Raw genomic sequence first — 12,265 nt, 5'->3', positions numbered from 1 at the left:
TGCTGAATAAATTCGTAGCATGAAGATTCTTACAATTCTAGGAGCTAGACCTCAATTTATAAAAGCAGGAGCATTAAGTAGAGAATTCAGTAAACACAATCAAATAGATGAGGTAATAGTTCATACAGGCCAACATTTCGATAAAAACATGTCAGATGTGTTTTTTGATGAAATGGAGATTCCTAAGCCTAAATATAATTTAGGGATTAATAGTCTAACTCATGGTGCTATGACGGGTCGTATGATAGAAGAAATTGAAAAGATTTTATTTAAAGAATCTCCAGATTTATTATTGGTTTATGGAGATACTAATTCAACTTTAGCAGGAGCATTAGCAGCTAAAAAAATGCATATACCTGTAGCGCATGTTGAGGCTGGATTAAGAAGTTTTAATATGAAAATGCCAGAGGAGATTAATAGAATATTGACAGATAGAATATCTGATTATTTGTTTTGCCCAACAGAGCAATCATTTGAAAATTTAAAGAAAGAAGGATTTGATAATTTAGAAAATAAAGTAGTAAATGTTGGGGATGTTATGAATGATGCAGTTTTATTTTATTCGATGAAACCTAATGAACGTAATATACTTAAGTTGGATAATGACTATATTTTGTGTACGATTCATAGACAAGAAAATACGGATGATATAAAAAGACTAACAGATATAATTAGCGCAATAAATGAGCTGAGCAAGAGTGTAAAAGTTTTAATCCCATTACATCCAAGAACTAAGCAAAAAATAAAAGACCTTAATATTAAGGTTGAAGCAGATATTGTAGAACCTGTTGGGTATGTTCAAATGCTTAATTTGATTAAAAACTCAAGACTTGTTTTAACTGATAGCGGAGGAATTCAAAAGGAAGCATATATTCTAAAAAAATACTGTGTAACATTGAGAAATGAAACAGAATGGGTAGAATTGATAAATAATGGTGTAAATGTTTTAGTTGGAGCAGATAAAGCGAAAATTATTTCCGCTGTTAGAGATAGGTTGAATGCTAGCTTTAATAGTGATGTAAATCTTTATGGAGGGGGAACAGCCTCTAAAAAAATTATTGACTATTTATTAAGTGATTTTAAATGCAAATTTTAATAACAGGAGGAGCTGGGTATATTGGTTCTCATACAATAATAGATATTTTAGAAAATACAGATTGGAAAGTAATCTCTTTAGATGATTATTCTACCTCTTCTGAAGATACTTATGCTCGAATAGAACGAATTACAGGCAAGAAAATAAGCTACCATAAAGTCGACCTTAAAAATTTTAATGAAGTTTTAGAGGTTGTTAGTCAATACCAAAATATTGAAGGAATTATCCATTTTGCAGCTCATAAATGGGTTGGAGATTCAGTAGAAAATCCTTTAAAATATTATGAGAATAATTTAGGAGGTTTGGTAAATATTCTAAAGATTCAAAAAGACCAAAAAATACCAAACTTTATATTTTCTTCTTCTTGTTCAGTTTACGGAAACATTACAGAATTACCTGTTACTGAAAGTTCTAAATTGAATTTCCCTGAATCGCCTTATGCTTACACTAAACAGGTTGGCGAGAATATAATTTCTGACTTTATAAAAGCGAACAAATCTTTAAAAGCCATTAGCTTAAGATATTTCAATCCAGTTGGAGCTCATAATAGTGGTTTAAATGGAGAAATCCAACCGCAGGCAAATAATTTGTTGCCATACATTACTCAAACTGCAATAGGTAGATTAAAGGAGTTTCAGGTTTATGGAAGTGATTACGCTACAAAGGATGGTTCTTGTGTTCGAGATTATATTCATGTTAGTGATATTGCTCATGCTCATGTTTTAGCATTAAAAAAATTAAGTGAAGATAAAGGAAGTCTAAATTATGATGTAATCAATTTAGGAAGTGGAAATGGAGTGAGTGTTTTTGAAATAATAAATGCTTTTGAGAAAGAGAATAATCTAAAATTAAATTATTCTGTAGGGCCAAGACGAGATGGTGATGTGGAGAGTATTTATTCAAATTCAGCAAAAGCAAAAGAAATATTAGGCTGGGAACCTCAATTTGGAATAAAAGAAATGGTCATTTCTGCTTGGAAGTGGGAACAATATTTGTCGGAAAATATAGATTACTAGATAGTTATAAAAAAGTGTGATTTTTTTATGTGAAAAATTGCAAGATTATATTTTTAATTTCTATATTTGCCATCCCTTTTAGGGCGATTAGCTCAGTTGGTTCAGAGCACCTCGTTTACACCGAGGGGGTCGGGGGTTCGAATCCCTCATCGCCCACAAGAAAACATTAAAAGCCTTGCTATTACTGCAAGGCTTTTTTTATTGTACCCAATTCGTACCTTATTTAAAAAAAAGGCACAAAAAAAGAGCTTATTTTATCTAAGCTCTTCTTGTTTTAAAATTTATCTTAATTTATTGCATTAATCGTTCAATTTCAGAAGAACAAATCTTTGTTCCTCTTGGAGATTTACTTGGATTAACAGTGTTAATTGTTCCATCTGCAATCATTTCTCTTAGTTTTGGCTCTGATAAGTTAAGGAGCTTCGCTGCCTCTTTAACTTTATAAAGTTTCTTAGAAACATTCTTTATAGTATGTTGAAGTTTTACTTTATTTTCAAGCTCTTTCCTTTTAATTTGTGAGCAGAGTGTCAGAAGCTTGTCAGGTAATGAAGTGAAAAATGCTTTTTTGGATTTTTCATCTAATATCCACTTACAAATATATTCATCTAAATGATTCTCTTCAACTCCATTCAGAAGCATCTGTATTAGAATAGGTAATATATTTATATCGTTAGCATTGTTTCCCATCTTGTTTCATTTAAGCTTCATAACACTTTACTATTAATTTTTTAGATTTATCCATTTATTTATTTGAATGAAGAAATCTCTATCATAGCTATTTATCTCATTAAATCCATCTTTAAAATTTACTCCACACGATATATCGTTTTTTTCGATTAAGCTAATAGCATGAAATAAATTTTTAAGTTTTAATATGTTATAATCAATTAACAGATTAACAAAATACTTTCTCTTATCATTACTTTGAGCATTGACCCAAACATAAAAATCAATTAAAAAATCTTCATCATTTTTTTGAAATATGATAGAGTAGTCTTTTTCATTTTCTTTTTTTAGTGTCTCAATAAAATTTCCTATAAAGCTTCCTTTATTAAACATAATGGTCTTTAAAAATTTCCGTCTAAAGTTTATGTTTTCAGCAAATTGGATGCTTTTGAATATTTCAATAGAATATGAGCTTCCTTTTGTTGGTATTTCTATTATTACTTCATTAATCTTTTCCTCTATTCTTAAAGAATAGTTTTTGATAATTTTTTCTAATTGTTTTTCCATGTTTCTTATTTTAATGGGTTCGGAGCTATAACGATTCGAATCAGAAAAGTTACAAATACAACAAATAGCTAAATAAACATTGGTTTAATAATAGGTTCATTATTTGTAGTTGACAACTGCGAATTCATCTTTTTTTTTCCTATTTATTTGAAATGGGAGTTCGGTTCGGGCTACTTCCAAGTTGCTAACTGTGATGTAACAAACCAAAAAGCGGTAGTCCATACATGAAGCATCAATAAATCCAAGCCCTGGCTGAAACTTGCCAACTTGTGTCCGTGATATTTAGAAATGAAGAGATGCTGACCTTACGGGAGGGGTGTGTAGATGGGCATAATAATTCTATGTAAGCAGTTGAGGTTATAACCAAAATAGAATTATACTCTGTGTTATTTTGTGCTTGTTGCGATGTTAATCCTGCAATCCCAGATTATCACGGGAAAAAAGTTTATGCTTAAAACTCAACCTATGAAAATAACAATAACAGACTACGACCAACACTTATCGGAAGGGATAATTCACTCAGGTAAAAGAGTAATGATTGAATCTATTGATAGGGGTAAAAATGTGATAGATACATTCTACTTTAATAGAACATCAACTAAGTATGTATTTTCTCCAAGTTTATCATTTGTTGATGGATATAATTTTAACCAGAAATTAGTTGATTACTATTTAATTTGCATCTCTAAAAAATCAATTCTATTTATAGAAGATTTCCTTAAAGGGTTAAAAAACCTAAATCTTTAAATTTTTAATGGTTGACTCGTTCATTCTTTAATAGTTGAACATTCTAAGTAAATGAGCATATTGTTTTTTTGCCTTGCTAATCAATAATAATAGGGGCAAACTCATTGGTTGTCTTTTTGTTATCCAAAAATGGGGTGAAAAATTTGTGCCTACCTCAACGTAATATTTTTATAAAAAACTTTTTCGAGCTTATTATTTGCACGAGCATTGGTAGATGATTTTTACCTAAAAAATTACACCTTTAATTAGTAAATTATTTATCTAAAAAAAAGCTATTTAATTTTTTATACACCTAACAGAGTAACCTTCTCCTTTATCATCAGTCCATCGTGTAATTTCAGTTCCACCTCCTGGTAGAGCTCTTGAAATAGCATTTTGAGTATCAAAAGCATTTGATGACCAAAACCATGTCGCTCCATTGATGACATTAAAACTTGAAGTAACATCTCTATATCCTGCAGGAACAGCGGTAAAATTTATTTCGTTAGTGGCTCCTATATTTGTAATTGACCAATGAGTACTTCCTGTTTCCTTAAGTTTTCCACCCTCGTCAGTTCCTCTTGTCATAATGTTTATTGAGTCCAACTCTACAGAGTCCATACCTAAATAATACTCTAACATCTTCCAGTCATCATCTGAAGGAACTCTCCAGCCAGTAGGACATGCATTTCTTGAGTCAGCAACTGTGAACCAATTATAAAGTTTACCATAAGGGGTTTCATAAGAAGCAGAATCATTGTTGTACCAGCAATATGCTCCAGTAGCTAACCCTGACCATTGACCTCCATTTGTAATTTCTGGTATGCTGTCACCGTTTGAATATTTAGTTGTTTTTAAGTTTTCACCCATCCATTCTTGACCATTTCCCAAAACAATACTTGGATAAGAATTTCCATCTAAATCGGTAACTCCATTTCCAGGATTACTCACAATTGAAGGTGAAGGTGAAGGTGAAGGTGAAGGTGAAGGTGTGGGAGTTGTTGTTAATGTAGGTATTGGAGCTACATCATTACTTTCTTTAGAGCACGAACTTAAAATTATAAGAGCAATTGAAGTAAAATAAATTAATTTTTTCATATTTAAAATTTTCTAATTGGTCTAATAGAATACTCAGAATGCTTCTGATAGGCGGAACCATCACCTACGCCTGAATAGTTTATCATCCTATAAGCTGCTATGTTATTGAGTTCCGATGAAGTCCAATATACCTCATTTAATCCTGTTGAGAGTAAATTACACCCATCTACGCCAAGAACATTAAACATTAATATACTTTCATTTTTAGAAGCAATAAACCAATCATTATATCCCGCAAGAGTTAATGCCTCAACACTTGCAAAAGGTGAAGTTGGTCTTAATAAAGCTATTGATGTTGTATTTTGTTGCCCAGACCAAATAGCAGTATCTGTAACACCAAGATAAACATAAGTAAAATCTTGCGTAGGTGTTCCAGTTGGGTCCCAAGTTACACCATTCATAAAGTCAGATGTTGAACAAACCAAACCTTTACCTGATATAGTATCTAAGTAAAAGATATACCCCCCAGAATAGGTTTTGCAATATATTTCTGATAATGTATAGCCTTGATTGAATATTTCAATTGGTGTAGAGCCGTTGTCGAGTAAATCTTGAACTGTATCCGAAGAAGTTGGTCCAGTAGGTGTTGGAGTTGTTGCTACAACTGGAGTTGGTTCTGGAGAAGAATCTTCTTTATTACATGATGTGCTAAAAATAAATATTAATATAATAAAGGGGGGGAATACATTTTTCATAATTACATCTTAAATAGTACCATCAAAAATATATAAAAAAAAATAATTATATCAACTCTTTTGTATAATTAATCAACTCCCCTTTAGTGTCGATATATTTGTTGAGGTTAGAAACAGACCTGTGACCTGTGTACTTCATTATTTCATTCAATGGAACACGCTCTTGTATTAATAGTGTTATGAAAGTGTCTCGCCCTCTATGAATGGATAAGCACTCCCATCTTTCTTTAACCTCTTCTTCAAAATCCAGTTCATCATCAAACATTTCTGTTTCTTTCAAAAGAATGTGTAGGTACTTGTTAAAATTAGCATTGTCATATCTTGAAAAATCATAATCATAAAGCTCTAAGATTTCAAGAGCGACTTTATTTAAAGGAATAGAAAATTCATAGCCTGTTTTGACTGCTTTTTTTATTATAGTTGTTCCTGCTGAATCTAATTCTTTAATATGTCGTTTAGTCAAGCTAATTAAATCTGAAAACCTCAACCCAGTATAGCAAGTGAACACAAATACATCTTTTATAAATTCCTTTTTTGGGTCAGAAAACTTTTTTTTATATAGTTTAATTACTTCAGCTTTGGTTAATACTGCTTTTACAGTTTCAGCAACACCTTGTTCACTTTTAAAATTACTTAATGCTTTTGGAATAGTGAATAAATCGCTTTCATCCATCCAGTTAAAAAAAGCTTTTAGTGTTCTAATTCGCTTTTTTCGTGTTTCAAGTTTATGATTCGTTTTAGAAGTATAGCTATCATCTTTACAACCTGTTAAATATGCCTCAAATTCTCCTAACCATTCCTTATTGATATCACCGAGCATTATTTCTTCTCCGAGAAAACTTTCGTAATCAGTTAGATTTTTCTTTAAGCTATTATAATCTTTTAATGAAGATAGCTTTTTAATATTTCTGTCTTTTGGTTTCCATGCTAAAAATCTATCATAGAAATCTAACAGTCTCTCTGAGCGAACTAACAGATTATCTCTTTTTGACCAAAGTTTATTGAATTCGTCTCCAGTAGGGTAGTTGTCGTGTTTATGAAAGTGTCCATCAACTAAGTCCTGAGCATCTTTTTTAAATTTGTTGATTATTACTTGTTTTCTTTCAACATCTTTAACAGTAGATTTTAGCCTCCCATCTTTTGATATTTCAGAAGCTGAGGTAATAGTTACGCCAGTGTTAATTCTTTTAGCTCTTGTTTTATTTTGGTAATGAATTTTTACTTTACCTTGATGAAATACTGCTTTTGCTATCATACACTTCTATTTTGTACCTTAATTGTACCCAAATTTAAGCATAATTAAGCAATTTTAAGTATATTGAATTATCTTATATACGCTTAAACTATATGTTATATAAGAGTTTGTGTTCTTGTTTTGTCTTAATGATATTTACGGTAAGAATCCCTCATCGCCCACAAATAAAAAAGCTTCACTTTTTAAGTGGAGCTTTTTTATTTTAAGTTCTTTTTTCGGTTTTTTAATCAATCTAGAGGATAACCAATTTCTGCGTCAAAAGCTTTTGCTAAATTAATTAGAGCTGGATTTTTCTCGCTCATTTTCATGAACTTTTCTTGAGGTGTGTAAGCTTTTTTCATCATCACCTCTTTATTGATGATTGAAGTTACTGAAATGCTATAATTGCTAAGTTCTTTTCTTATAAAGTCTAGTAGTTCAGATTTTTGAGCATTAAATTCATCATCTAAAGCTTTGTTCTCAAGAGTTACAGTAATGTCGTTTTCCTCAATGAGTGGAGCAGTTTCAAATATGCTAGCTAAACTGGATTTACCTTCTTTTAAAAGTAAATTTCTGTATTGATTCCATTTTTTAGCAAAGGCATCTTTTGTAAATGGTTCGGTTGGTTTTGAAGATAAGTCTTGATTTAAATCTTCTTTAAGATTGTTTTTTGTTTCTGATTTTTTTATTGAAATTGAATCCGAAAACGATAAGCTAGCTGAGTTTTTAAGAGTTAGCGTTGGCTTTTTTATAATATTATTATCCGTTTCAGGGGGGGTGCTAATATTTAGTGTTGAAACTTTTTGAGGGGTAGAAGTAGTTTCTTGTCGTGGTTGCTGATTTTTTTCTGTCTTTTTAGTTTTAAAAGGCAGATTAATTAAGGCTTTTTTTTTTCGTTGCTAGAGCTAGCAGAGCATAATTGCATTAACATAATTTCTACAAGCAGTCGATGATTTTTACTACTTTTATAAGAAGTGTCAGCTTTTGAAATAATGTTTAAAAATTCAAGATAAAGAGGTGTTGAATTGCTCTGTGCTTGTTGTTTATATTTTTCCTTAATATTCTCACCAACTTCAAGTAAACTTATAGTAGATGCATCTTGACAAACTAATAAGTTTCTTATGTGCTCAGCTAAACCATTAATAAAGTTGTGTCCATCAAAACCTTTATTTAAGATTTCATTAAAAATTAAAAGACATTCGCTAATGTTTTTAGTAAAAATAGCATCAGTTAATTTAAAATAATAATCATAATCAAGTATATTTAAATTATCAATAACATCTTGGTAGGTAATATTGTTACCTGAAAAACTTACAATTTGGTCGAAAATTGATAGCGCATCTCTTAACGCACCATCTGCTTTTTGGGCAATTATATGAAGAGCATCAGTTTCTGCTTGAATAGTTTCTTTGTTTGCTATATTGGCTAAGTGAGATGCAATATCTTCAATTTGTATACGATTGAAATCGAAAATCTGACATCTTGATAAAATAGTGGGTATAATTTTATGTTTTTCAGTAGTAGCTAAAATAAATATAGCGTGTTTTGGAGGTTCTTCTAAAGTCTTTAAAAAGGCGTTAAAAGCTGCTGCAGATAGCATGTGAACCTCATCAATTATGTAAACTTTATGAGTTCCAAGTTGTGGAGCAAAACTTACTTGACTAATTAAATTTCTTATGTCGTCTACAGAATTGTTTGAAGCAGCATCTAATTCATAAACATTTAATGAATGTCCTTCGTTAAATGACTTACAAGACTCACATTTATCGCATGCTTCAATACCATCGGTAATGTTAAAACAGTTTATTGTTTTAGCTAAAATTCTTGCACAGGTAGTTTTTCCAACACCTCTAGGTCCACAAAAAAGAAATGCTTGAGCTAAATGTTCTGTCTTAATCGCGTTTTTTAGGGTAGAGGTAATAGCAGCTTGACCAACAACAGAGTCAAATGTTACTGGACGATACTTTCTAGCCGAAACAACGAAATTTTCCATCTCTTTTACCTAAAGAGCAAATATAGGTTTAATAATTTTTTTTGATTTAAAACTTGATATTAGTTTTTAACAAGTTTTCATGGAGATTTTCATAAGTTTTTCTTAAAATTAAAAAATAAAATGTTCTAGAAATTACTATTGAATTGAATTTGATGTAAATAATTGTTTGTTTGTAGGTTAACTTTTTGTATTTTTGCCGTCCTTTTAAAAAAAGTATTATAAATTAAATTATTAAAAAAATGACAAAACGTTACGAAACTGTTTTCATTTTAACTCCCGTTTTATCTGGTGAACAGGTAAAGGAAGCAGTAGGAACAATGAAGAACAAGCTTAAAGAAGCTGGTGCAAAAATTTTGCACGAAGAAGATTGGGGGCTACGTAAGTTAGCTTATCCTATCCAAAAAAAATCAACCGGATTTTACCACTTATTTGAATTTGAGGCTGAAGGTGAAATAATTGCAGATTATGAATTAGGTTTAAAAAGAGACGAAAAAGTAATGCGTTTCTTAACTGTATCTATGGATAAACATGCAATTGCTTTTGCAGAATCAAGACCAAAAAGAAATTCAAAATAATTTTAATCCCTAAAAATTTAAGTTATGTCAGAAAATACTTCAGAAATAAGATATCTTACTCCTCCTAATATTGAATTAGACAGAGAGAAATACTGTAGATTTAAGAAAAATAAAATAAAATATATTGACTATAAAGACGAAAAGTTTTTACTTCAGTTTGTAAACGAACAAGGTAAAGTTTTACCAAGAAGAATTACTGGGACATCTTTAAAGTACCAAAGAAAAGTTGGTCAAGCAATTAAGAGAGCTAGACATTTGGCTTTAATGCCTTATGTAGCTGATATGTTAAAATAATTAGGAGGCTATAAGATGAAAGTTATATTAAAAGAAAATATAGAAAACCTAGGGTTTAAAGATGAAGTAGTTGATGTTAAAAATGGCTACGGAAGAAATTATTTAATTCCTAAGGGTGTAGCAAGTTTAGCTACTAAATCAGCTTTAAAAGTTCTTGAGGAAAACCTTAAGCAAAGAGCTGTAAAAGATAAAAAAGTTAAAGAAGAGGCTGTTAAAACTGCTAATGCATTAAAAGAAACTGTAGTTAAAGTTGGTGCTAAAGCTGGTGAAAAAGGGAAAATCTTTGGATCTATTAATACTATTCAATTAGCTGAGGCAATCGAGAAATTAGGATTTACTATCGAAAGAAAGTATATTAAAATTAAAGGTGAGCCAATTAAGAATCTTGGAGCTTACGAAGCAGACATTAGATTGCATAAAGATGTTGATGCTACTGTGAAATTCGAAGTTGTTGAAGATAAATAAGAATTTCTTGTAGTATTAGTAATTAATTATTACTTTTGCATCAGAAACAATAAGAGAACGAACAAAAGAGGGGACTAACGTCCCCTCTTTTTATTCAAAAGAATGATTACAAAAGAACAAATATTAAGTTTGATTGATGAAAAACTAAAAGACGAGGAATTGTTTTTAGTTGATTTAGAAATATTGCCTGGCAATGTTATTAATATTGAACTAGATGGCTATGATGGTGTAACTATAAAAGATTGTGTTGATTTTAGTCGTCAAATAGAACATAATTTAGATAGAGAGGAAGAAGATTTTGAATTACACGTTTCTTCACCCGGGTTAGATAAACCATTTAGAGTTTTTCAGCAATATGAAAAAAATATTGGAAGGGAAGTTAAAGTGATACCTAATGAAGGTAAAGTTGTGAAAGGGGAATTGGTAGAGGTTGATGAAGAAAAAATAACTATTGAATATTCTTTCAAACAAAAGATTGAAGGGAAAAAGAAAAAAGAAACAATTACAGAACAAGAAATAATACCATTTGTTAATATAAAAGAAACAACAATAATAATATCGTTTAAATAAATTTGATATGGAAAGTTTAAGCTTAATAGATTCGTTTCAGGAATTTAAAGAATTTAAAGACATAGATAGAGCAACTTTAATGAGTATTCTAGAAAGCGTTTTTAGAAGTACAATTAAGAAAAGGTTTGGAGATGATGACAACTTTGACTTTATTGTTAATGTTGATAAAGGAGATTTAGAAATTTGGAGAAATAGAGAAATTGTTCCAGATGGAGAAGTAGAAGATGATAATAAAGAAATCGCTTATTCTGATGCCATTAAAATTGAACCTGATTTTGAAATTGGAGAAGAAGTTTCTGAAGAAGTGAAGATGGAAGATTTTGGTCGTAGAGCAGTATTGTCATTGCGTCAAAATTTAATGTCTAAAGTTTTAGAATTAGAAAAAGATAATATATACAAACAATACAAGGATAGAGTTGGTGATTTAATTACTGGAGAAGTTTATCAGGTATGGAAACGCGAAATATTGATTCTTGATGATGAAGATAACGAGTTGATTTTACCAAAAACTGAGCAAATTAATAGTGATAGATTTAAGAAAGGTGATACTGTTAGAGCTGTAGTTGTAAGAGTGGAAATGAAAAACAACAAACCTTTAATTATATTGTCTAGAACATCGCCATTATTCTTAGAGCGTTTATTTGAATTAGAAGTTCCTGAAATTTATGATGGACTTATAACAATTAAAAATATTGTTAGAGAACCAGGAGAAAGAGCTAAAGTAGCTGTTGAATCTTATGACGATAGAATTGATCCTGTAGGAGCTTGTGTCGGAATGAAAGGAGCTAGAATTCATGGTATAGTGAGAGAGTTAAGAAACGAAAATATTGATGTAATTAACTATACAGCTAATACTGAACTTTATATTCAACGTTCATTAAGTCCTGCAAAAATTACAGCTATAAAATTAGATAGAGAAAATAATAGAGCTGAGGTTTTCTTAAAACCAGATCAAGTATCTTTAGCTATTGGTAAAGGTGGTTACAATATTAAATTAGCAGGTAAATTAGTAGGTTTTGAAATCGATGTTTATAGAGATGTAGATGATGATGCTGATGATGTAGCATTAGATGAATTTGCTGATGAAATAGAAGATTGGGTTATCGCTGAATTAAAATCAGTTGGTTGTGATTCTGCAAAAAGTGTATTAGAACAATCAGTTGAAGAATTAGTTAGAAGAACTGATCTTGAGATTGAGACTGTAGAAGATGTAATGAGCATTCTTAGAGAAGAATTTGAAGGGTAATAGTAATTTTTAATAGAAATTATT

Annotated in this window: 14 protein-coding genes and 1 tRNA gene; 9 read left to right on the top strand and 6 right to left on the bottom strand. The window is 30.5% G+C overall.

All coding sequences use genetic code 11. From position 1 onward, the window contains the following. The first annotated feature begins 19 nt into the window (after positions 1–19). The 3 genes from wecB to FRY74_RS03470 all read left to right on the top strand — a co-directional run bounded on the left by wecB (position 20) and on the right by FRY74_RS03470 (position 2,268). Positions 20–1,096, top strand: coding sequence for a non-hydrolyzing UDP-N-acetylglucosamine 2-epimerase (gene wecB, locus FRY74_RS03480; RefSeq protein WP_147098635.1), 1,077 nt, complete (start codon positions 20–22; stop codon positions 1,094–1,096). Then, positions 1,084–2,112 carry a UDP-glucose 4-epimerase GalE gene (galE, locus tag FRY74_RS03475; protein ID WP_147098633.1) on the top strand — a complete coding sequence of 343 codons (1,029 nt, stop codon included), beginning with the start codon at positions 1,084–1,086 and terminating at the stop codon, positions 2,110–2,112. The genes wecB and galE overlap by 13 nt, the downstream gene beginning before the upstream one ends. 81 nt (positions 2,113–2,193) lie before the next feature. Then, a tRNA-Val gene (locus FRY74_RS03470) sits at positions 2,194–2,268 on the top strand. Positions 2,269–2,403: 135 nt separating this feature from the next. Here FRY74_RS03470 and FRY74_RS03465 read toward each other — a convergent pair. Together FRY74_RS03465 and FRY74_RS03460 are read right to left on the bottom strand one after the other, a co-directional pair. Further along, positions 2,404–2,799: a helix-turn-helix domain-containing protein gene (locus FRY74_RS03465; protein WP_147098630.1), complete on the bottom strand. Its 396-nt coding sequence runs from the start codon at positions 2,797–2,799 to the stop codon at positions 2,404–2,406. 33 nt (positions 2,800–2,832) lie between these two features. Continuing rightward, positions 2,833–3,345 carry a hypothetical protein gene (locus FRY74_RS03460; protein ID WP_147098628.1) on the bottom strand — a complete coding sequence of 171 codons (513 nt, stop codon included), beginning with the start codon at positions 3,343–3,345 and terminating at the stop codon, positions 2,833–2,835. Between the two features lie 465 nt (positions 3,346–3,810). Here FRY74_RS03460 and FRY74_RS03455 point away from each other — a divergent pair, with 465 nt between their 5' ends. After that, a complete protein-coding gene (locus FRY74_RS03455; RefSeq protein ID WP_147098626.1) occupies positions 3,811–4,092 on the top strand; it encodes a hypothetical protein in 282 nt (93 codons plus the stop codon). Positions 4,093–4,368: 276 nt separating this feature from the next. Here FRY74_RS03455 and FRY74_RS03450 read toward each other — a convergent pair whose 3' ends face one another. The 4 genes from FRY74_RS03450 to FRY74_RS13055 all read right to left on the bottom strand — a co-directional run bounded on the left by FRY74_RS03450 (position 4,369) and on the right by FRY74_RS13055 (position 9,091). Next, a complete protein-coding gene (locus FRY74_RS03450) occupies positions 4,369–5,169 on the bottom strand; it encodes a fibrobacter succinogenes major paralogous domain-containing protein (protein WP_147098624.1) in 801 nt (266 codons plus the stop codon). A 2-nt stretch (positions 5,170–5,171) separates the two neighbouring features. Then, the gene (locus tag FRY74_RS03445; protein WP_147098622.1) at positions 5,172–5,864 is read right to left on the bottom strand and encodes a hypothetical protein; all 693 of its coding nucleotides are present in this window, start codon (positions 5,862–5,864) and stop codon (positions 5,172–5,174) included. Positions 5,865–5,910: 46 nt separating this feature from the next. Further along, on the bottom strand, positions 5,911–7,119 hold the full coding sequence (locus FRY74_RS03440; RefSeq protein WP_147098620.1) for a site-specific integrase: 1,209 nt from the start codon (positions 7,117–7,119) through the stop codon (positions 5,911–5,913). A gap of 856 nt (positions 7,120–7,975) precedes the next feature. Beyond that, positions 7,976–9,091 (bottom strand): DNA polymerase III subunit gamma/tau, encoded by a 1,116-nt coding sequence (locus FRY74_RS13055; RefSeq protein ID WP_147098618.1) that lies wholly within the window; start codon positions 9,089–9,091, stop codon positions 7,976–7,978. A 239-nt stretch (positions 9,092–9,330) separates the two neighbouring features. Between FRY74_RS13055 and rpsF the strand changes: the two genes are divergently transcribed. From rpsF to nusA, 5 genes are all read left to right on the top strand, one after another. Beyond that, complete coding sequence (gene rpsF, locus FRY74_RS03430) at positions 9,331–9,666, top strand: 30S ribosomal protein S6 (RefSeq protein WP_147098617.1); 336 nt, start codon at positions 9,331–9,333, stop codon at positions 9,664–9,666. Between the two features lie 24 nt (positions 9,667–9,690). Next, positions 9,691–9,960 carry a 30S ribosomal protein S18 gene (gene rpsR / locus FRY74_RS03425; RefSeq protein ID WP_147098615.1) on the top strand — a complete coding sequence of 90 codons (270 nt, stop codon included), beginning with the start codon at positions 9,691–9,693 and terminating at the stop codon, positions 9,958–9,960. A gap of 15 nt (positions 9,961–9,975) precedes the next feature. After that, positions 9,976–10,425, top strand: coding sequence for a 50S ribosomal protein L9 (gene rplI, locus FRY74_RS03420; protein ID WP_147098613.1), 450 nt, complete (start codon positions 9,976–9,978; stop codon positions 10,423–10,425). Positions 10,426–10,527: 102 nt separating this feature from the next. Next, positions 10,528–10,995: a ribosome assembly cofactor RimP gene (gene rimP, locus FRY74_RS03415; RefSeq protein ID WP_147098611.1), complete on the top strand. Its 468-nt coding sequence runs from the start codon at positions 10,528–10,530 to the stop codon at positions 10,993–10,995. A gap of 7 nt (positions 10,996–11,002) precedes the next feature. Beyond that, positions 11,003–12,241 carry a transcription termination factor NusA gene (nusA, locus tag FRY74_RS03410; protein ID WP_147098609.1) on the top strand — a complete coding sequence of 413 codons (1,239 nt, stop codon included), beginning with the start codon at positions 11,003–11,005 and terminating at the stop codon, positions 12,239–12,241. Positions 12,242–12,265: the final 24 nt, after the last annotated feature.

Origin of the sequence: Vicingus serpentipes, from assembly GCF_007993035.1 — a bacterium.
GTDB lineage: Bacteria > Bacteroidota > Bacteroidia > Flavobacteriales_E > Vicingaceae > Vicingus > Vicingus serpentipes.
This window is presented reverse-complemented; position numbering and strand designations above follow the sequence as displayed.